Source organism: Collimonas fungivorans Ter331 (genome assembly GCF_000221045.1).
Taxonomy (GTDB): Bacteria; Pseudomonadota; Gammaproteobacteria; order Burkholderiales; family Burkholderiaceae_D; genus Collimonas; species Collimonas fungivorans_A.
In genome coordinates this window covers 3,509,255-3,530,756 of the sequence record NC_015856.1, presented here as the reverse complement: position 1 = coordinate 3,530,756, position 21,502 = coordinate 3,509,255, and the positions used below count along the sequence as shown (strand labels likewise).

The following is a 21,502-nucleotide window of genomic DNA, read 5'->3' as shown; positions in this document are numbered from 1 at the left end:
TTTGTGGAGTAAACGCGGTTATCCGACCGGGCATCGTCATTGTTTCGACTGCGCTGTTGCTCACCGCTTTGGTGCCAGCTCCGCACCAAAGTGGTATTACAAAAAAACTACCAATTTGAACTGGCATTGGCCGCTTCCCTACGATTTTGCATGATGCTGCAACGCAGCGTGTTTAGTGATTCCAGGTAATGCCGCTTTATTTGTCTGGTGGCTTTACAATTTTCCTGAAAAAAAATAAAAAAACTTTGAAATAGTCAATTTCTCCTGATTTTTTGGCGTTTCAATATAAATTCCGGCGATATTTTTATCGTCTGAAAATTCCGTATTTTCATAGAGGAAATTGCAGAGAATGGAGACTAAAAAAGAGATAGGAAGGCGGCGGCTTGCCCAGCTCGAAGAAGTTCCATGAAAAAATCCTCAAATTTTGATTTCCGAGAAAAATTTCATTTTTCCTGACCCATTTTGAAAAAAAGCGACCAGTCCACTCCACTAAACAACAGTCATGTAGTTTGAGAAATAGTGAATGTAAACAACGGTATATATAGATATATGAATTAGTAATTTTGATACCAATAATTTATTTATGTAATACCAGTTGAATGCCTATTGACAGCCACTTTTACGGTCCCTAGAGTGTCCTCAGCGCAACGTTTCCAAAGGGAATTCGTGAGCTTGGGCGTAAGGCGGATGCGGAAGCTTGGTGCGGGGCAGGGTACGCACGGCATTTTCCCCGGACGGTTTTTTGGAGAAAGACCGGCAGAGGCAGGTGTTTTACAGGCGGCGCTATGCAGCGTCTTGTTGGTTGGATCTTGTTGTATTGGCGACTGTATCGAAAAAAAGGTTCTCCCCTTTGTCGGCCTGAAGCGACCTCAAGCCACAGCGTGGAGAAGTCAATGAAAAAAATGGCCTGCTTGGGGTTTGCGGGGCCGCAATCGATGGGGAGAACGGTAAGTGAATAAAAATTTAACACCAATAGCATCTGCAGTTGCGCTACTGGTCATGGCGGCAGCCATGCCAGCCTATGCGCAGCAGGCAGATGACGCAGCTTCGAAAGCTGACAGCAAGAGCGCCGACAAGGGTGGCATTGAACAAGTGACCATCAGCGGCATTCGCGGTTCATTGCAAAAATCCCTGACTCAGAAACGTAATGCCGACTCGCACGTGGAAGTCATCACCGCCGAAGACATCGGCAAGATGCCGGACAAGAACGTTGCTGATTCGCTGTCGCGCGTGCCAGGCGTCACCATCGGTAACGCCGGCGCCACCGAAGGCGGTTTCGATGAAGCCGACCGGGTCAGCATGCGCGGCACCAGCCCGAGCCTGACGCAGACGCTGATCAACGGCCACAACGTGGCATCCGGCGACTGGTTCGTGCTGGACCAGTCGGGAACAGTCGGCCGCAGCGTCAGCTATACGCTGCTGCCTTCCGAACTGGTGGGGTCGGTAGTGGTGCACAAGAGCTCCCAGGCCAACCTGGTGGAAGGCGGCGTCGCCGGTTCGGTCGACATCATTACCCGCAAGCCGCTGGAGTTCAAGAAACAATTTACGGCTGAAGCAACCCTGGGCGCGGTGTATGCCGATTTGCCGGGCAAGACCGATCCGCAAATCAGCGCACTGGTGAACTGGAAGAACGATGCCAACACCTTCGGCATCCTGGTGCAGGCATTTTCTGAAGAGCGCCATTTGCAACGGCAAGGGCAGGAAATCCTGGGCTACACCCAGATCGCCCCGGGCAGCAAGATCGCTCTCGCGCATCCAGACCTGGCCGGCGTCTATGCGCCTAACCTGATCAACTCCGCCCTGTTTGAGCAGCAACGCAAGCGCACCGGCGGTTTGATCGATGCCCAGTTCAAGGTGAGCAACGACTTTTCGTTCGACGTCAATGCCTTCACTTCGGAAATGAAGGCGGCCAACTACAACCGCAGTTATGAATTCTGGGGTGCGCAGGTCATCAACGCCGGCGCGGGTCAATCGCCGAATCCTGGATACACGGTGAAAAACAATACGCTGACATCGGCCACTTTTGCCCCTGTAGCCGGCACCAACTATGGCGTTTATGACCAGATTTCACGTCCGGATGAAAGCGCCAGCGCCAATTTTGTTGAACTTGGCACCAAATGGCGCGCCAGCGATTCGCTGACTTTCACCACCAAGCTGGGCACTTCGTCCGGCGAAGGGAAGACACCGACCCAGAACGTGGCGGAATGGAATGTCGGCGTCGGCGCCGGTGCGGGTTATCAATTGAACGGAACGGGCACGGCCGCCAACTGGAACCTGGGTGCAACCAATAACGCCAGCCCTGCCGGCGCGCAGTTCGGCTGGATTTTTGGTGACCAGAACGTCAACGTCAAGGACAAGGAAAACTGGGCTCAGATTGACGGTGAATATTCCACCGACTGGGGGACTTTGAAGACGGTGCAGTTCGGCCTGCGTTATAACGATCACAAACGCAGTTCTGAAGGTGTGATTGGCCAGGGACCGACTGCCGCTGCTCAGGATCCCGCCAATTTCCCTTCCGGTTACTCCAACTTCCCTGGCAATTTTGGTAGTGGTCTGGGCAGTGGCTTCCCGACGAATGTTTGGTATTACACTCCGGGTCAACTGGCGGCATACAATGCGTTCACTAACCGTGATCCGATTGCGCGTGAAGACTGGCAAAATGAGTTTTCTGTTAAGGAAAAAAATACTGCTGGTTACTTGCAGGGCAATCTGGAGGGTGATCGCTGGAGCGGCAACATTGGTCTCCGTGTAGTGCAGACCAAAGAAGATGTGCTCTCTAATATTGGAGCAACGGCTACTACACCAGGTGCAATCACGACTTCGGCTTTTGGTCCTTTTATCAGGCAGAACGATAAAAACAATTACGTCGATGTACTACCAAGCGCTAATCTCAAATTTGACTTGAGCAAAGATGTGATCGCACGGTTTGCTGCGTCCAAAACCATGACCAGACCAGATTACTCGGCGCTCTCCGGTCAAGTGGTATTGTCTCCGCCGCCGACGTTTGGTGCTGTCGGTTCTGGTACAGCCGGCAATCCTAATCTGAAGCCAATCACGTCGAATAACTTTGATGCTTCTCTGGAGTGGTATTTTGCTCCCCGCTCACTAGTGTCGGCGAGCATCTTCAACATGAACCTGACCAGCTATGTTGGCTTGGGGACTGTTACCAAAAGCTATGTCACAAGTATCAACTCTCATCCTACCGACTTCCTGGCTGATTATCAGTTGACAGTACCGGTGAATACTAGCGGCACGGTGAACGGTATCGAACTGGCGTATGAAATGCCGCTGGGTAAAAACTTCGGTTTCGCCACTAACGCCACTTTCATCAACGCCTATGACTCTACCAACGGTCCCCTGGTCGGCGCCTCGAAGCGTACCGCCAACCTGACGGCTTATTACGAAGATGAACGTTTCAATGCGCGTATTTCGTACAACTACCGCAGCGCGTTCTACAGCGGCCTGGATCGCAGCACGGCGTTCTATCAAGACGCTGTCGGCACCCTGGCGATGTCATTGGGCTACAAGTACAGCGAACAGCTGTCCTTCACGCTGGATGCACAGAACCTGAACAACCCGACCCTGAAGTACTACGCGCTCAATGAAGACCAGCCGCGCGCGTTCTACAAGAACGGCCGGCAGTTCTACCTGAATGCGCATCTGAAGTTCTAGCAGCGAGAAGCCGGCATGCCGCCGTCCAACAGCGGCATGCCGGCGGTTTCAGACCGTAGTGAGAGTTGACGTTGATTTCGCCGTGAGAGCGCAGATGACCGGATGTTGTTGTGACGCGCTTGGATGCAAGACGCTCTCCGGTTTTTTTACCGATGCAGATGAAACTGACGATATGCGGGCAGATCGCACGGATCGGGCCGGCAACAGATCAGGCGCACAAACAGGAGTCGTTGTATGGATTTCACGCAGGATGGGAAAAATCCCTCCAATAATGTAGTTGGCATCAGCGTGGTTGTTGTTCTGCATGTCCTTATCGTTTATGCGCTGCTTACCGGACTGGCGCGCAAGGTAGTGGAAGTGATTCAGCAGCCGGTCGAAACCAAGATCATCGAAGAGTTCAAGCCGCCGCCACCGCCGCCACCGGACAAGCCGGTGCCGCCACCGCCAAAATCGGTCGCGCCGCCACCGCCATTCGTTCCTCCACCCGAGGTAAAAGTAACGCCGCCGCCGCAGGATAATGTGATTGCCGCGGTGACCAACGTCAAGCCGCCGAGCAATGACCTGCCGACTTCCGTGGCGCAGCCGTCGGCCACCGGCGAAGCAGGACCGGCGCACACCAGCGCCAAGATTGCAGGCAATTGCGACAAGCCGGAATACCCGCGGTCGTCCTTGCGCAATGAAGAAGAGGGCATGGTGACCGTCAAGCTGACCATCGGCGCCGACGGCAATGTGCTGGACTCCGCCGTTGAAAAAAGCAGCGGCTTCAAGGACCTGGACCGGGCCACGGTAAAAGCGTGGAGCTTGTGCCATTTCACTCCTGCCATGGCTGACGGCAAAGCGGTGCAGTCGTCGACCAGGATGCAATATGTCTGGAAGCTCGAGTAGGCGCAGCGCAAATGCGCGCAAACCAACCATTACGTCGCGATTGCGGCAATCTACTTTCTAAAATTTGGAGCATCAGCATGTCTATCACTCGTAATCGCTTATCCGCCCTTGTCACCGCCCTGATGATCTCCGCCGCGACGATCTCAGCGCCACTGGCAGCAATCGCCCAAACACCCGCCGCAGCGTCGGCTCCGGCACCAGCAGCCGCAGATGCGCCGAAAGCGGCCGACACTGCAGCAGCATCGCTGGCAGATACCCCAACCCCACCGCCGCAGCCTGCAGCCAAGGAAACCGTCGACAATCCGTACGGCCTGGACGCCCTGTGGAAAGGCGGCGACTTCGTAGCCCGCGGCACCCTGATCATCCTGGTGCTGATGTCGATGGGTAGCTGGTACATCATCATCACCAAGCTGATCGAGCAGGTGAAACTGATGGGCCAGGCTAAAAATGCACAAAAGACATTCTGGAAAGCCGCTAGCGTTGAGGCAGGCGTCTCCGGCCTCAAGCCAAACAGCGCTTACCGTTTCATCGCCCAAAACGGCGTGAACTCCACCCAGCACCATGACGGCGCCTTGTTGGAACAGATCGACCTGAACACCTGGGTGACCATGTCGATCCAGCGTTCGGTGGAAAAAGTCCAAAGCCGCCTGCAAGACGGCCTGGCATTTTTGGCAACTGTCGGTTCGACGGCGCCGTTCGTCGGCCTGTTCGGTACCGTCTGGGGTATTTACCACGCGCTGACCGCGATCGGTATCGCCGGCCAGGCGTCGATCGACAAGGTGGCCGGTCCGGTCGGTGAAGCACTGATCATGACCGCGATCGGTCTGGCAGTGGCCGTGCCTGCGGTTCTGGGCTACAACTGGCTGGTTCGCCGCAACAAGAGCGCCATGGAAGAAATCCGCTCGTTCAGCGCCGACCTGCACTCGGTCCTGCTGAGCGGCGTGATGTCCTCGAGCTCGGCAGTCCAGGTCGCCCACATCAATAAAAAGGTTGGCTGATCATGGCGATGTCACTCGGCTCTCCCGATGGGGATGAAGACGAAGTGATCGGCACGATCAACACGACGCCGCTGGTGGACGTCATGTTGGTCTTGCTGATCATCTTCCTGATCACGATTCCGGTGGTGACGCATACGATTCCAGTGAAGCTGCCGAACGAATTCGACGAACCTTATAAAACCAAGCCGGAGAACATCAACCTGGCGGTCAATAAGCAAGGCGACATGTTCTGGAACGAGCAACTGGTGCCGAATACCGCGACCTTGCTGGCCAAGCTGAAGGAAGTGGCGGTCATCGTGCCGCAACCGGAACTGCATATCCGCGGCGATCAGCAAACCAAGTACGAATATATCGGCAAGGTGATCCTGACGGCGCAACGGGCGGGCATTGCCAAGATCGGTTTTATTACCGAACCGCCGGCGCGGAACTAAGCTATACCATTTGTGGGACAGAGTTTAAGAGGCGCCGCAGGGCGATGAATTACACTACCCGTGCAGCTCTGCCCCCAACTGATCAAGCAGAACGTTCGAAACATTAGGAGTATTTGAATGGGTATGAATGTAGGTTCTTCGGGCGGCAACGCCAATGATCCGGAACCGATGATGGAAATGAACATGACGCCGCTGATCGACGTCATGCTGGTGCTGATCATCATGCTGATCATCACGATTCCGATTCAGAATCACGCGATCAAGCTGAACATGCCGACCGGTAATCCGCCGCCGCCGCTGGCCTTGCCGGTGGTCGACACGGTGGACATCGATCCGACCGGCACAGTGATGTGGAACGGTACGCCGATAGCGAACCGTGCCGAGCTGGAAGACCGCCTGAAAACGGTGGTTGCCGGCGGCAATATCGATGAAGTGCACCTGCGGCCGAACAAGCTGGTGGAGTACAAGTCGGTGGCGGCCGTGATGGCGTCGGCGCAGCGGCTGGGCGTCACCAAGATCGGCATCGTCGGCAATGAACAGTTCATGGAGTAGGAAACCGTATCTTTTTAGTCAGAAAAGGCCAGGCTGGAGCGTGTTTCCGGTGGATTTGCAGATACCACTTAAAGACCGATTGACAGCCGCTTTCTGTCCCCATACAGTAAATCCAGTTTGTTTCCGCTAATAAGAACAATGCCAGTGGCAGATGAAAGCGATGGATGCAACAACATGATTGAATACCTGATCGGCGTCGACGGCGGTGGAACCGGCACCCGCGTGCGTGTGGTGCGCGCTGCAAGCGATGCGCGCAATGAAGGTCCACATGGCGCGGGCCCGTTGCTGGCGCTTGGCCACGGCGGCCCATCGGGATTGATGCACGGCGTGGAACAAGCCTGGTCGGCGGTGCTGGAAGCCCTCAACGCAGCATTTTCCAGCGCAGGGCTGGTGCGACCGGCGCTGGAAAAAATGGCCATCGGCCTGGGATTGGCGGGTGTCAACAACAAGCAATGGGCGGCCGATTTCTCTGCAAAGAACCCGGGTTTCGGCGATGCGGTAGTGGAGACCGACGCCTTCACCACCCTGGTCGGCGCCCATCAGGGACGCCCCGGCGTCATCATCGCCATCGGCACCGGCAGTGTCGGCGAGGTGCTGACGACGGACGGCAAGCGGCGCGAGGTCGGCGGCTGGGGTTTCCCCGCCAGCGATGAAGCAGGCGGCGCCTGGCTCGGCATGCGCGCCGTCACACACGCCCAGCAGGTGCTGGACGGCCGGGCGCCGGGCAGCGATTTTGCGCGCGCCCTGATCCATTTTTGCGAACGCGGCTGCGCAACCCATTTCGATAGCCATCGCGACAGCATGTTCGCCTGGCTGGCCGGCGCCAGCCAGACCAGTTACGCTCGGCTGGCGCCGATCGTGGTGAGCTACGCTGAGAGCGATCCTGCCGCGCGCCAGATCATGCTGGAGGCTGGCCAGGAAGTCGCCAGGATTGCCGCTGCGCTGGATCCTTCGGGACAGCTGCCGGTTGCATTGTGCGGCGGCCTTGCCGCGCATTTAAGAGAGTACCTGCCCGCGCCGTTGCTGGCGTTGGTCGTCAAGCCGCATGCAGATGCGGCGGCGGGCGCCCTGCGTTTGATCGATGAAAGATTAAAAGGGAAAAAAACATGCTAGCCCAGATAGAGAAACTCAAGCCGGATGCCGCTAGCGACACGCCTTTATACCTGCAGCTGGTGAACCGGCTTTCAGAACAGATCAACAGCGGTGTCTGGCAGCCGGACGAGGCTTTGCCGTCGGAGCGCATCCTGGCCGATTCGCTCGAAATATCGCGCGTCACCGCGCGCAAGGCGATCGACGTATTGTGCGAGCGCGGCATGCTGATCCGCAAGCGCGGTTCTGGCACTTACATCACGCCCAAGCTGGAACAGCCGCTGTCGCGCCTGACCAATTTCAGCGAAGAGCTGCGCCAGCGCGGTTTCCGGCCAGGTTCGCAATGGCTGCTGCGCGAAACCGGGATTGCGGTAGCCGAAGAAATCCTGGCGCTGGGGTTGTCGCCCAATACGGTAGTGTCGCGCCTGAAGCGCCTGCGTACCGCAGACGATGTGGTGATGGCGATCGAAACCACCACCATCCCGGCGCACTACCTGCCGGACCCGAAAGCGGTGACGGATTCGCTGTACGTCCACCTGGAGACGCTCGGCGTGGCGCCGGTGCGCGCGCTGCAGCACATCCGCGCCATCAACGCCAGCGCCGACCAGGCCAAGCTGGCCGACATCAAGACCGGCGCCGCGATGCTGCACATCACGCGCGTCGGCTACCTGGAAAACGGCACGGCGATCGAACTGTCGCATTCCTATTGCCGCAGCGACTACTACGACTTTGTGGCGGAGTTGCGTCGATGACGAGTCAGCGCCAGGCGGGTGGCGACTCGGATAATCCGGGTGGGAATTTCAAAGGTGGGCTCAAGGGCAACATATTGACGCCGCAAGGCTGGATCAGCGGCGTCCTGCGCTTCGACGACGGCCATATCACCGCGATTGACGGCGCCGAAGTCGATCCCGACCACAACAGCGATCCTTATATCCTGCCCGGATTCATCGACTTGCATGTGCACGGCGGCGGCGGCAAAGACATCATGGACGGCGGCGACGCGGTCTATGTCATCTCCGCCATCCACGCCCGGCACGGCACCACCAGCATGCTGGCCACCACCATGACGTCGCCGCTGAGCGACCTGGAGCAGGCGCTGGAAGCCTGCGGCCACGCCTGCCGCCAGCGCCGCGCCGGCACTGCGCGGGTGCTTGGCGTACACCTCGAAGGACCGTATATCAATCCAGGAAAACTCGGCGCCCAGCCCGATTTCGCCCAGGAAGCGACCTTGCAGAAAGTGGCGCGCCTGAGCGCCATGGCGCCGGTGAAACTGATCACCGTTGCGCCTGAAATCGCCGGCCATCTGGACGTGGTGCGCACCCTCAGCGAATCCGGCATGCGGGTGCAGATCGGCCATACCCTGGGCAGCTACGAAGACGGCGTACAAGCGCTGGAGCACGGCGCTTCCGGCTTCACCCACTTGTTCAACGCCATGACCGGTTTCCAGGCGCGCGCGCCTGGCATGGTTGGCGCAGCGCTGGCGCATGCCCGTTATTCGGAACTGATTCCCGACCTGCTGCATGTGCATCCGGGTGCGATCAAGACTGCCTTGCGCGCCATCCCCAGGCTGTATTGAGTGACCGATTCGACCGCCGCTACCGGTATGCCGGACGGCGACTACATGCTGGGCCGCCAGCAGGTCCACAAATGCATGGGCGGCGTGCGGCTGGCCGATGGCACCCTGGCCGGCAGCACGCTGACCATGGACCAGGCCCTGCGCAACCTGGTCGGACTCGGACTGAGCCTGGACGATGCGTCGCACCGGGTATCGACTTATGCCGCCGACCATCTCGGCCTGACGCAGCGCGGCCGGCTGGCGAGCGGCTGCCATGCCGACCTGGTGGTGCTGGACCGGCAACTCAATTTAACCGCTGTATATGTAGAAGGGGAAAGCATTGATCTCACAGAAGTTTAGTTCGCTCATGTTGCAGGAAGCCTGTTCCGCAGCCGAACACGTTGCCTTGCAATTGCAGCGCGATACCGACAGTTATGCGGCGCTCGGCGCCCGGCTGCGCAGCGCGCAGCCTGCCAATGTGCTGACTGTCGCGCGCGGCAGTTCCGACCATGCGGCCAACTATTGCGCCTACCTGATCATGGCGCGCCTGGGCCGCATCGTGGCCTCGCTGCCGATGTCGCTGGTGACGCTGTACAAGTCGCCGCTGCAGACCCGCGATGCGCTGGCCATTGCGATTTCACAGTCGGGCCAGAGCCCGGACGTGATCGAGCCTATCCGTTATTTCCGTGAAGGCGGCGCCACCACCGTGGCCCTGGTCAACGACGCGGCTTCGCCATTGGCACACAGCGCGGAATGGAGCTTGCCGCTGCATGCCGGCCCGGAGCTGAGCGTGGCCGCCACCAAGAGTTTCATCACCAGCCTGACGGCGGCGGCGCGCCTGGTGGCGCACTGGCAAGGCGATGCCGAATTCCTGGCGCAGATCGGAGCCTTGCCGGCGGCGCTGCAGCTGGCGACCGAAACCGACTGGTCGACCGCTATCGACGTCCTGGCGCCAGCCTCGCGCATCATGGTGGTCGGGCGCGGCACCAGCTTTCCGGTGGCGCTCGAAGCGGCCCTCAAATTCAAGGAAACTTCGGTGCTGCAAGCTGAGGCGTTCAGCGGCGCCGAGATCAAGCACGGCCCGATGGCCTTGATCAACGAAGGTTATCCATTGCTGATTTTTGCGACGCGCGGACCGACCCAGGCCGGCCTGGTCAAACTGGCCGAAGAAATGCGCGGACGCGGTGCGCGTGTATTGCTGGCAGCGCCGGCCGATGTCAGCGAACGCGACCTGACCTTGCCGCTGGCGCCGACGCCGGACCTAGACCCGATCGTGGCGATCCAGGCCTTCTATGTCATGGCCGCCAACCTGTCCATCGCCCGCGGACTGGATCCGGACCGTCCGCGTCATCTGAGCAAAGTGACCAAGACCAATTAATCGATCGAATTAATCGTTTGAAACGGCGCAGTTGCGCCGCACAGATGGAGCAGCAATATGAGTAGCACCGATAGCAAATCCGATCCCCAGGGCAAACTGGGCGCGGCGCGCCGCATCGCCGGGCAGCTGATCATGATCCGCATGCCGGGCACGGTGCTGGACGAGGACACTGCGCAATTTTTACGCGACAACCATATCCGTGCGGTCTGCCTGTTCCGCCAGAACATGGTGAACCCCGAACAGCTGGCCAAACTGACCGCCGACCTGCGCGCGGTGATGGGACCGAACGCCCTGATAGGCATCGACCAGGAAGGCGGCGCCGTGGTGCGCGCTACCTGGCTGCCGGCGCCGCCGGCGGCGATGGCCTTGGGAGCGGTCGACGATGTGGCGCTGGCGCGATCTGTCGGCGCCGCGGTCGCGCGCGGCATCCGGTCGCTCGGGTTCAACTGGAATTTCGCGCCGGTGCTGGATCTCAACAACAATCCCGCCAATCCGGTCATCGGCGAGCGCTCCTTCGGCTCCGATCCGCAACGCGCCACCGAACTGGCGCTGGCCTGGATGGAGGGCAGCCTGGAGCAGGGCGTGGCTTGCTGCGTCAAGCATTTCCCCGGGCATGGCGACACCCATGTCGATTCGCACCGCGACCTGCCGACGGTAGCCAAGCCGCGCAGCGCGCTGGATGCGCTGGAGCTGGCGCCGTTCAAGGCGGCGCGAAGGGCGCCTGCCATGATGAGTGCCCATATCGTCTACCCGGCGCTGGACCCCGAATATCCGGCGACCTTGTCGCGCAAGATCCTGACCGACCTGCTGCGCAGCGAATGGGATTACCGCGGCGTCATCATTACCGACGGCATGGACATGCACGCGATCGCCGGCCGCTACGGCGTCGGCAATGCGGCGGTGCGAGCCTTGGCCGCCGGCGCCGACATGGTCATGGCGCTGGGCAATCGCAGCACGCAAGAAGAAACCCTGGTGTCCCTGACGATGGCATTGGCTACCGCCGAGGAGCATGGCGATCTTGGCAGCGCCACGGTCGCCGCCCGGCTGGCGCGGCTGGATGGCCTGGCGGCCGCCTATCCCTGTGCGGCCGGCGCTTATCTCACCGAATCTGCCGATGAATTGCTGATGGCCGAAGCCTGGCGCCGCGGCCTGACCGTGGCAGGCCAGCCGCAACGCCTTGCCGACGGCGCAAAAATCCGCCTGGTCGCTTGCGCCGATGCGGCCGGCGACGGCGTCGCCGAAGCAGGTTTACCGGCCGAGGCGGTGTCTGCCTTGCTGGCGCGCCGCTACGATGTCGAACTGGTGACTTTCGACGACGAAGACAAATTTGATTGGGCCTCGCTGCCGGCTGACGGCAGGACGGTGATCCTCGCTTCGACCACGCGTTTGCGCTACGGCGAAAAAGCCAGGAAGACCTGGCGCCCCGATCTGCACCTGGTGCTGTGGAATCCGTTCCAGATACTGGATATCGCGGCGCCGGCGCTGGTCACTTACGGTTTTGCCGCAGCGGCGCTGGAGGCTGTCGCCGACTGGCTGGGCGGAACCCTCGAAGCGCGCGGCAAGATGCCGGTGCCGGTAACCAGCAACGTTGACCCACTGCGCCCACAGCGGCAACTGACATGAGCATCCAGGAAAAACCCGAGCACCATCCCGCACTCTGGGTGCCGACGCTGTACTTCGCCGAGGGGCTGCCCTATTTTGTGGTGGCGACCATCGCCGGCCTGATGTACAAGAGCATGGGCATGGCCAACGACCGGATCGCGCTGTGGACCGGCATGCTGGGTTTCGTCTGGGTTTTCAAGCCGCTCTGGAGTCCGTTCCTGGAAGCGGCGCGCAGCAAGAAATCGATTGTGCTGCTGTTCCAGTTCCTGGGCGGCGCCAGCCTCGGGCTGGTGGCGCTGGCGCTGCACTTGCCGGATTATTTTGCGGTCAGCATCGCCTTGCTGGGACTGGTGGCGATTGCATCGGCAACCCATGACATCGCTGCCGACGGCCTGTATATCGCCAGCCTCAGCTCGACCCAGCAGGCAACCTACGCCGGCTGGCAGGGCGGCTTCTATAATGTCGCGCGATTTTTCTCGCTGGGCGGGCTGGTCGTGCTGGCCGGCTATTTCGAGAAACGCATGGCGGTGGCGCAAGCCTGGAGCCTGATCTTCGGCATGCTGGGAGTGAGCATGGTGCTGCTGGCGATCTATCATTTCTGGGCTTTGCCGGCCGGCCGCAATGTAGCTCGTCCGGCGGGTGGCATGCGCGGGGTCTGGCTAACCCTGCGCGACGTGATCATCGATTTTTTCCAGAAACCGGGCATCTGGCTGGCGATCGCTTTCATCATCCTGTTCCGCGCCGGCGAAGGGCAGATCACCACCATCGGCCCGCTGTTCCTGCGCGCCGCGCGGGCTGAAGGCGGGCTGGGGCTGGCGACGGCCGAAGTCGGCGCCGTGTACGGCACCCTGGCTACCGTGGCGTTCATTGCAGGCAGCCTGCTGGGCGGTTATTTCACGGCCTGGCGCGGTCTGCGGCGCAGCATGTTTTTCCTGATCCTGGCGATGAACCTGCCCAACCTCGCTTATTTTTTCCTGAGCACCGCCATGCCGAGCAGCCTGGGCGTGATCGGCGCCGCCCTGAGCCTGGAAATGTTCGGCTACGGTTTCGGTTTTGTCGGCCTGATCCTGTTCATCATGCAGGAGGTCGCGGTGGGCAAATACCAGATGGCGCATTACGCGCTCGGCACCGGCATCATGCAGCTCGGCTACGTGCTGTTCAAGATGGTCAGCGGCGCGGTCCAGGGCGCGCTCGGCTACCAGCATTTTTTCCTGTGGGTGCTGGTTTCCGCGATCCCGGTCCTGCTGCTGTCGCGCATAGTGCCGATCGGACGCCATGAGCAGGCCGCCGAGGCGGCGGCGCAGCCGGCTGCGGTCTGAACGCGATGAGATTCTTTCCTCAACGCCTGCTGGCGCTGGCGTCGCTGCTGACGGCGGCCGACGCCATGGCTACTACCGGCAGCGGCGCCAGCATTTTTTTTGACGACTTCCATTACGCCGACACCACGGCCCTGGTCGCCGGTGGCTGGAAAATCCGCGACCAGCAAGGTCATCCCGGCATCGAGCACGGGCAGTGGGGGCCGGGCACCGTCAGCCTGGTCGACGATCCACAAGCCGGCGGCCAGCGGCTGCTGCGCATGAGCGCGCGCACCGACGGTACGGCTGGCGGCACTTACCAGGCGCAGCTCTGTCATCAGCGCAAATATTTCGAGGGCACTTACGCCGCGCGGATACGCTTCACCGATGCGCCGCTGCAGGGCCCCGGCGGCGACCTGGTGGTCGAGGCTTTTTATACCTCCAGTCCGCTCAAGCACGACTTTGATCCGCAATACAGCGAACTCGACTGGGAATACCTGCCCAACGGCGGCTGGGGCAATCCGCATAGCAGGCTATACAGCGTGTCCTGGCAAACGGTGCAGATGGAACCCTGGAACGCATTCAACCAGGTGCACGAGGAGCAGCGTGCGCTGGGCGGCTGGCATACCGTGCTGATGCAGGTGGGCGGTGGCAAGATCCGCTACTTCCTGGACGGCGTGCAGCTAGATGAACACGGCGGCCGCAATTACCCGGCGCAGCCGATGTCGATCAATTTCAATTTGTGGTTCTCGCCGAGTGGCGTGCTGCCGGACACCAGGGTGGAGCGGCGTTACGAGCAGGACCTGGCTTGGGTAATGCACGCCAAGGACCAGCTGCTGTCGCCGGCGCAGGTCGACGCGGCAGTCGGCGCTTACCGCCACAGCGGCGTACACCATGTGGATACGGTGGCAGCCATGGCGCCGCCGTTGCCGTCCAATTGCGATTTTTGAGATAAGCGAGAGACACGATGAAATTGATGCAGTTACCGATGCTGCTTGCAGCGCTATTGCCTGCCGTGGCCATGGCGGCGCCCTATAAAGTAGTTGCTTACTACCTGCCCTCACAGCAGCGCCAATACTCCGCGGCGGATATAGACGCCAGCAAGATGACTCACCTGAATTATGCGTTTGCGCTGATCAAAGATGGCGAGATCGTCCCTGACCAGTCCTCCGGCACCGACCAGAGCGCGCGTGACTACATCGTGTTGCGTGGCCTCAAAAGCCGCTCTCCCAAGCTGAAGACCTTGATCTCGGTGGGCGGCTGGGCCGGTTCCAAGGAATTTTCCGATGTGGCGCTGACGCCGCAGTCGCGCCGTAAATTCGCCGACAGCGCCGTTGCCTTCCTGCGCAAAAACGGTTTCGACGGCGTCGACATCGACTGGGAATTCCCGGTAGCCGGCGGCGATGCTGCTAACATCATGCGCCCCGAAGACAAGCAGAACTACACGCTGCTGCTGCAGGCATTGCGCGAGCGCCTCGACCACGCAAGCAAGCAGGAACACCGCAGCTACCTGCTGACCGCAGCGGTCGGCAATAACAAGGGATTTTTCCAGAATACCGAAATGGCCAAGGTCGCCGCGATCCTCGACTGGGTCAACATCATGACCTACGACTTCAGCGGTTCATGGAGCAAGTTCGCAGGTCACGTCGCGCCCTTGTACAACGACCCGGCGCTGGCGCGGCCCGACGCCAATCCCGAGTTCAATGTCAGCAGCACGGTCGAGATGGCCTTGCAGGCCGGCATTCCGGCCGCCAAGCTGGTGCTGGGCATGCCGTTCTACGGCTATAGCTGGAAACAGTGCGGCGCGCAGCTGCACGGCCAGCACCAGGACTGCAACGGCAAGGGCCGCGGCGGCGTCGAGCCAGGCGAGCTGGATTTCGCCGACATCAGCGCCACGCTGGTCAACCGCAATGGCTTTACCCGCTATTGGAACGATGCTGCGAAAGTGCCTTACCTGTTCAATCCGGACACCGGCGAATTCGTCAGCTACGACGATGTCGAATCGCTGGACTACAAGATCAGATACCTGAAACAGATGGGCCTGGCCGGCGCCATGTTCTGGCAGCTGTCGGCGGACCGCGACGCGGTGTTGCTGGACAAGGTGGCGGCGGACCTGCTCCAGCCGTAGGGTGGGCACCTGTGCCCACGTGATGCCACGCTGCCTCCGCGTGGGCACAGGGTGCCCACCCTACATGCTGTCGTTGGCAGCCGCCTGGCTGCATAGTAGAATCGCAAGGGCAGGGTGATTGCATCACCTCAAGCCCGATGCGGCCTATCTCCAGAAAGGAATCCAAGACAATGACCGAGAAAAACCAGAACATCAGCCACATGGCGGCGGCAGCACTGTTCAGCGTGACGCTGGCCGGTTGCGCCGCCGATTCAGGCTCGGCGCCGGCCGCTGCGCCGGGACCGCAAGGAACGCCAGGATCGGCGCAAGGCTGCAAGGCAGATAAACTGGAAGACAGCGCGCTCATCGGCAAAACCGAGAGCGAGGCGACAGGGTTGCTGGCCGGCTGCCGCTGGCGCATCGGCGAGCGCGACGGCGAGCAGTTCATGGGCACCATGGACTATTGGGAAGACCGGCGCACGCTGGGCATCGCCAAAGGCAAGGTAACCTGGGTCAAGCGCGGCTGATGTGCCGGCGAGCGTAAGCGCCGCCGTCGATTAAGGTTGAAAAAAAGCCCCGTTCAGATCTGAACGGGGCTTTTTATTTGACGCCGGCTGATGCCGGCCCTTTGTCTTACAGTCCCAGTTTCGAGATGAAGGCGTTGGTGAAGCCCAGTGTGCCTGCCTGGCCATAAGTATTGCAGGTAGGCGAGGCCGAGCCTGGCGCGCAATCGCGGTCGCGATCGAAGGACCAGTAGTGGATGCCGCCCAGGCCGTTCTGCTGCGCGAAATTGACCAGCGTCGTGACATCGGCGATAGAGAAAGTCTCATCGGTCGTGTCGTTGCCGCCAATCATCGGCGTCACTTCGATCTGCTTGTACGGCACGCCATACTGGTTATGCAGTTCGATTGCCGATTGCGCCGCCGAGGCGCCCATGTCGCAGCCGCCGCTGCTGTTGAGCATGCAGTTGCCGCCAGCCGAGCTGCCGTAGTCCATCGCCATCAGGTTGATGGTGTAGTTGGTCAAGCCGTAAGCCTGGATCGCTTGCATCACTTGCACGCCGTAGTAGCCGAGGCTAGGCGTTACATGGCCGCCCAGCGTCGCCAGCGTGAAGCTGAAACGCAGGTTCGGATAAGTCGCCTGTGCGTTTTTCACGCGCAGCACCAAGTTGTTGATGTCAGCAGTGCTTTGACCGGCTTCAATATCGAAATCTATGCCGACCAGGTTGGCCGAATAATAGGTCTGGATGAATTTCTTGAAGTCTGCATCGTTGCCGCAAGTGAAGGAACCTGCTGCGCCGCCGGTGGAAACAATGTATTTCTTGCCGGCGTTGACGAACGCTTGCACGTTGGCTGCAGCGAAGGCCGATGCCGATACGCCGCCCCAGTTTTCGCTACCGCAGGCGCCGGTGGCAAAAGCCCAGGTCAAGGTGGTCAGCTTGGCTGGCATGGCGCTCAGCACGGTCTGCGTGCTGCCGGTGACCGCGGTGCTCATGGCATAGGTGTTCCAGTTCAGGTTGATGTTGCCATCTTTGTATGGACTGAAAACGAAGCCGGCCGGTGTGGTGCCGCCGCCTGGAGGAGGAGGCGGTGGTGGCGGCGGTGGAGGCGGCGGCGTCACGACGCCGCAGGTTTCGACGATGGTCCATGGCTGGCCGGTGCCCGAGCCGCCGTTGTTGGTGGAAGGATTGTTCCCTTGGGTCCACCAGTTGGCTTTGTAGTTGACGCCGTTGTAGCTGACCGTGGCGCCGCCGGTATACGCAGTGCTGGCGACCCAGGCTGGATAACAGGTTACCGTCGACGCTGCTTGCGCGCTCGCTGCTATCAGGGGGCTGGCTTCGGCGCCGGTCATGATGGCGCTGCAGGCCAGGGTAAGCATGAGGCCCTGTATGAGTTTCAGTTTCAATTTTCTCTCCTGAGAAGGTTGGTCGGGCAGCATGGAAAGACCAGCTGCCGGAAGGCACAGACTTTGTTATGCGTTGTGAACCAAAACCGAAGCTGTAAAAAAATCATTGCGAACAATCACTGCGAATGCCGCTGAGCCAGATTGCCGGAAGCAGACGACATCTCATCCGCCATCTTCGGTATTTCCATATGGAAATACCGAATTAAGGGCACTTTAAGATTGCAAAAAGTGGCTGTCAATCTGTATCTAACTGGTATTGCATTAATAAATTTGTGGTCTCATTTTGGTGCTCTTCATATGTACCTAAAGTATTGTTTATATTGATTTTTATTAAAATTGTGTACACTGTTTTTTTGATAAGTGGACTGGTCGCTTTTTTTCGATTTTGAGCGAGAAATATCGGCTTGGCGATAAATCGGCTATCGATATGCGGTTGCTGGAAGCTGTCGGAAAGGGTACTGAAGCGGTGGGAGTCGGGAGCGCTGGCGGTGCTGGTGCTGGGCAGGACGCGGCCTGATTTGCCGCGGGCTTTCCGTTGCCCTGGGGGGGCGTTTGTGCCGCTGGCGGTGATCGGGTTTGCGTGTTCCTGATGTTCCATCTGCAGGCGGTGACCTGGATCGCCTTCTTGTGCTGGCTGGCGATAGGCTTCGCGGTATATTTCGGCTACGCCCGTCGCCGCTCATTGCTGCACCCACAGCCGTAGTTAAATTAGGGTCAGAGTTTTTTTTCGCGGGTTTTGCGAAAATTACTCTGACCCTAATTTAACGGGCCACGGAGTACATAAGTCCGCATTCGATAGTCGTTACTTAAAACAGTGGCTACTCCGTGGGTACATGTCGGGGGTAGCCCGACAGCTAGTCACTTTTCTTGCTTCGCCAAGAAAAGTAACCAAAAGAAGGCGACCGCAAAGCCGTTGCCTTCCCTTCGGTCAGGTCCCCAAATGTGCCGTCTGCCAGTCGGGTGGAAAGACAAACTCGCCTTCGGCTCAAACATGTCTTCCCACAATTCCCGACTGGCAGCCGTCACATTTGGCAACGTCCCCATGCGGAATTCAAAAGCAACCCCAACGTCAAAATCAACTTCAACGGCAACTTCAAAAGCAACGTCAACCCCCCAAAGAAAAAACCGCTGCCGTACTCGCCAATTTTATGGCGAATACGGCAGCGGTTTTGCGGGATTGCTAGCCCTTACTGCTTCACAGCCACGGCAGCGTTTGCCTTAGCCTTTGCCTCATCCCGCACAATCACCACGCTAACCCGGGCCGGGTCGATGTATTTGCGGAAGGCTGCGTTGACTTGTTCTACCGTCAGGGCGCTGATCTTGTCTTCTACCTGCTTGCTCCAGGCGAAGGTGCGGTTGATGTCGAGCAGCCTGGCCCAGCCGGCGCTGAGGGCGCTGTCCTGGGCGCGGGCGTTCTGGTTTTCCTGCAGGATGCCGGATTTGGCGCGAGCCAGTTCTTCGGCGCTGAAACCGTCCTTCAATGCGCGCGCCAGTTCTTCCTTGACGGCCTGGTCGACCTTGCCCAGGTTTTGCGGCGCGGCGATGGCTTGCACCGAGAACCTGGCGGCGCGGCTGACGGAGCTGATGTCCAGCGACGAACCGATGCCGTAGGACAGGCCTTCCTTCTGGCGCACGCGGTCGATCAGGCGCGATTTCAAGCCGCCGCCGCCGAACAGGTAATTGGCTACCATCATGGCCGGATAGTCGGCGTCGTCGTCGCGCATGTCGAGGTTCTCGCGTGCTACGTAAAAGCCGTTTTCCTTGTCCGGCGAGTTAATGGTTTTCTGCAGCGGCGCCACATCGAAATTCTGGCGGATCACACGCTGGTAAGGGGCTGCGCTTTTCCAGCTGCCGAATTCTTCCTGGATCACCTTGGTGACGGCAGCGACGTCGAAATCGCCGACGATCGCCAGTTCGCCTTGCGAAGCGCCGTAGAAGTCGTGGTGGAAGGCGCTGACGTCAGCCAGCGGGGTGGCCTGGATCGCGGCGATCTGCTGGTCCACGGTTTGCGCCGCCAGCCAGTGGCCTTGCGGATATTTATTGAAGTGCTGGGCGATGGCTTCCGCCGCCAGCGTGTTCGGTTCGTTGCGCGATGCTTCCAGGCCGACCAGGGCTTCCTTGCGCAGGCGCTCGTATTCGGCCGGATCCAGGCGCGGCTGCTTGAGCACGCTGGCCACCAGTTTCAAGGCCGCCGGCAGGTTGCTGCGCGTGGTCTGGAATTGGGTCGGGCTGCCGCTCATCTTCAGCTTGGAAAATTCGTCGGCCAGCTGCTCACGGCTCAGCGTGGTGGTGCCGCGCATCAGCATGGCATCCATCAATTCCGAAGCAGTTTTTTTACCGAACAAGGTTTTTTCATCGCCCCATTGCAGGTTCAGCTTGACCGTAACGGTTTCGCCGCGTGTTTTCTTCGGCAGCAGCGCGAGCTTGAGGCCGCCCACTTGCGAGCGCTGGGTGCGGGCGTCGATATTGGCTTGCGACGGATCGAACGTTTCGCCGTCGGCGACTGCCTGCTGCGGCTTGTAATCCTTGAACAGCGCCGGCAGGCTCGGCGCGGCGGGAACGTCGGCGCGCTGCAGCTGGTCTTCCGGCTGGAACAGGCCGACGGTGCGGTTATCGCGGGTGAAGTAGTGCGCTGCCGCTGCCGCCACTTGCGCCGAAGTGACCTTGTTGGAACGGTCGCGGCCCAGGAACAGCAGACGCCAGTCGCCCAGCGCGATGGTGCCGGACATGGCGACGCCGACTTTCTGCGGGTCGTTCAGCAGCTTTTCGAAGCTGTTGGCGTTGTCCAGGCGCACCCGTTCCATTTCTTCAGGAGTCGGCGGCGTCTTGGCAAATTGCTCGACGCCTTCGATCAGGGCCTGGCGCACCGGTTCGATCGGCTCGCCTTTCTTGACCACGGCCGCGATGATTTCCAGGCCCGGCGCATAGCCGGTCATTTCATAGTTGAATATGGCGGTGGCTTTGCCGGTTTCCACCAGCGATTTGTGCAGGCGACCGTTGGGTGTGTCGGCCAGGATGGCGCCGGCATAGGACAAGGCATCGCTGTCGGGATGCAGCTCGCTCGGGATCTTGTAGGCGACGGCGACGATCTGCACGTCGCCCTGGCGCCGCACGGTGACGCTGCGTTCACCGTCCTGGGTCGGTTCCACGGTCCAGAAATCGCGCATCTTGCGGGTCGGCTTGGGCAGCTTGCCGAACGCCTGGCTGACCCAGGCCAGGGTCTTGTCCTGGTCGAATTTGCCGGCGATCAGCAGCACTGCATTGTCAGGCTGGTAGTAGGTGCGATAAAAGGCCTGCAGGTTTTCTATCTTGACGTTTTCGATATCGCTGCGGTTGCCGATGGTCGGCTTGCCATAGTTGTGCCAGTCGTAAGCGACGCCTTGCAGGCGCTTGAACAGGACGCCGTACGGCGAATTTTCGCCTTGTTCGTATTCGTTGCGCACCACCGTCATTTCGCTGTCCAGGTCTTTCCTGGCGATGAACGAATGCAGCATGCGGTCGGCTTCCATGTCGATCGCCCACTTCAGGTTGTCGTCGCCGGCCTGGAAGATTTCATAATAATTGGTGCGGTCGACGTTGGTGGTGCCGTTGAATTGCATGCCGCGCTGGCTGAAATCCTTGGGGATCGCAGTGTGGGTAGGAGTGCCCTTGAACATCAGGTGTTCCAGCAGATGCGCCATGCCGGTTTCGCCATAATTTTCGAAACGCGAACCGACCAGGTAAGTCATGTTGACTGTTACCGTGGGCTTGGACGCATCGGGGAACAGCAAGACCTTGAAGCCGTTGGCAAACTGGTATTCGGTGATGCCTTCGGCAGACGGGCCCTGGGTGACGCCGGCCGGCAGTGCGGTTGCTGCTTGCGCGGCGCCGACGAAAGCGACGCTGCAGGCGGCTGCCAGCAGGCAGGACAGTAGGCGGCTGGACCAGGAACGGTTACGGAATAGATGCATGAAATTTCCGATCTATGGAGAAAAGAATGGACGAAAAAGCGCGCATATCCGGCTGGTGTCCCGACTCAGGACACTAGGGATCG

General features: G+C 59.8%; 15 protein-coding genes and 2 pseudogenes. 15 read left to right on the top strand and 2 right to left on the bottom strand.

Annotation, left to right across the window (positions count from 1 at the left end; translation table 11 throughout):
• Positions 1 to 1,011 precede the first annotated feature (1,011 nt).
• From CFU_RS15415 to CFU_RS15350, 14 genes and pseudogenes are all read left to right on the top strand, one after another.
• Positions 1,012 to 3,672, top strand: coding sequence for a TonB-dependent receptor (locus tag CFU_RS15415; protein WP_202946124.1), 2,661 nt, complete (start codon positions 1,012 to 1,014; stop codon positions 3,670 to 3,672).
• Between the two features lie 234 nt (positions 3,673 to 3,906).
• Entirely contained in the window at positions 3,907 to 4,557 is a 651-nt protein-coding gene (locus tag CFU_RS15410) for an energy transducer TonB (RefSeq protein WP_014006967.1), read from the top strand.
• Positions 4,558 to 4,634: 77 nt separating this feature from the next.
• Positions 4,635 to 5,555, top strand: coding sequence for a MotA/TolQ/ExbB proton channel family protein (locus tag CFU_RS15405; RefSeq protein WP_050808611.1), 921 nt, complete (start codon positions 4,635 to 4,637; stop codon positions 5,553 to 5,555).
• 2 nt (positions 5,556 to 5,557) lie between these two features.
• Entirely contained in the window at positions 5,558 to 5,986 is a 429-nt protein-coding gene (locus CFU_RS15400) for an ExbD/TolR family protein (protein ID WP_014006965.1), read from the top strand.
• A 117-nt stretch (positions 5,987 to 6,103) separates the two neighbouring features.
• The gene (locus CFU_RS15395; RefSeq protein ID WP_014006964.1) at positions 6,104 to 6,538 is read left to right on the top strand and encodes an ExbD/TolR family protein; all 435 of its coding nucleotides are present in this window, start codon (positions 6,104 to 6,106) and stop codon (positions 6,536 to 6,538) included.
• 174 nt (positions 6,539 to 6,712) lie between these two features.
• The gene (locus CFU_RS15390) at positions 6,713 to 7,651 is read left to right on the top strand and encodes a BadF/BadG/BcrA/BcrD ATPase family protein (RefSeq protein WP_041743559.1); all 939 of its coding nucleotides are present in this window, start codon (positions 6,713 to 6,715) and stop codon (positions 7,649 to 7,651) included.
• The gene (locus CFU_RS15385; protein WP_014006962.1) at positions 7,645 to 8,379 is read left to right on the top strand and encodes a GntR family transcriptional regulator; all 735 of its coding nucleotides are present in this window, start codon (positions 7,645 to 7,647) and stop codon (positions 8,377 to 8,379) included. The genes CFU_RS15390 and CFU_RS15385 overlap by 7 nt, the downstream gene beginning before the upstream one ends.
• Positions 8,376 to 9,542: pseudogene (gene nagA / locus CFU_RS15380) on the top strand (N-acetylglucosamine-6-phosphate deacetylase). The gene CFU_RS15385 and the pseudogene nagA overlap by 4 nt, the downstream one beginning before the upstream one ends.
• Before the next feature lie 7 nt (positions 9,543 to 9,549).
• A complete protein-coding gene (locus CFU_RS15375) occupies positions 9,550 to 10,560 on the top strand; it encodes an SIS domain-containing protein (RefSeq protein WP_041742147.1) in 1,011 nt (336 codons plus the stop codon).
• Positions 10,561 to 10,617: 57 nt separating this feature from the next.
• Positions 10,618 to 12,183, top strand: coding sequence for a beta-N-acetylhexosaminidase (nagZ, locus tag CFU_RS15370; protein WP_014006958.1), 1,566 nt, complete (start codon positions 10,618 to 10,620; stop codon positions 12,181 to 12,183).
• Positions 12,180 to 13,481 carry an MFS transporter gene (locus CFU_RS15365; protein WP_014006957.1) on the top strand — a complete coding sequence of 434 codons (1,302 nt, stop codon included), beginning with the start codon at positions 12,180 to 12,182 and terminating at the stop codon, positions 13,479 to 13,481. Before nagZ ends, CFU_RS15365 begins: the two co-directional genes overlap by 4 nt.
• A 5-nt stretch (positions 13,482 to 13,486) precedes the next feature.
• On the top strand, positions 13,487 to 14,407 hold the full coding sequence (locus CFU_RS15360) for a glycoside hydrolase family 16 protein (protein ID WP_014006956.1): 921 nt from the start codon (positions 13,487 to 13,489) through the stop codon (positions 14,405 to 14,407).
• A gap of 17 nt (positions 14,408 to 14,424) precedes the next feature.
• Positions 14,425 to 15,585, top strand: coding sequence for a glycoside hydrolase family 18 protein (locus CFU_RS15355; RefSeq protein WP_014006955.1), 1,161 nt, complete (start codon positions 14,425 to 14,427; stop codon positions 15,583 to 15,585).
• 170 nt (positions 15,586 to 15,755) lie between these two features.
• The gene (locus CFU_RS15350; protein ID WP_041742146.1) at positions 15,756 to 16,091 is read left to right on the top strand and encodes a hypothetical protein; all 336 of its coding nucleotides are present in this window, start codon (positions 15,756 to 15,758) and stop codon (positions 16,089 to 16,091) included.
• Positions 16,092 to 16,197: 106 nt separating this feature from the next.
• On the opposite strand, the gene CFU_RS25380 is transcribed toward CFU_RS15350, so the two are convergent.
• Complete coding sequence (locus CFU_RS25380) at positions 16,198 to 17,469, bottom strand: carbohydrate-binding protein (RefSeq protein WP_274377016.1); 1,272 nt, start codon at positions 17,467 to 17,469, stop codon at positions 16,198 to 16,200.
• Positions 17,470 to 17,948: 479 nt separating this feature from the next.
• Here CFU_RS25380 and CFU_RS23945 point away from each other — a divergent pair.
• Positions 17,949 to 18,172 (top strand): annotated as a pseudogene (locus CFU_RS23945) (amino acid permease C-terminal domain-containing protein); the annotation flags it as partial.
• Between the two features lie 484 nt (positions 18,173 to 18,656).
• Here the strand turns inward: CFU_RS23945 and CFU_RS15335 are convergent.
• Positions 18,657 to 21,419: a M16 family metallopeptidase gene (locus CFU_RS15335; RefSeq protein ID WP_014006950.1), complete on the bottom strand. Its 2,763-nt coding sequence runs from the start codon at positions 21,417 to 21,419 to the stop codon at positions 18,657 to 18,659.
• Positions 21,420 to 21,502 lie beyond the last annotated feature (83 nt).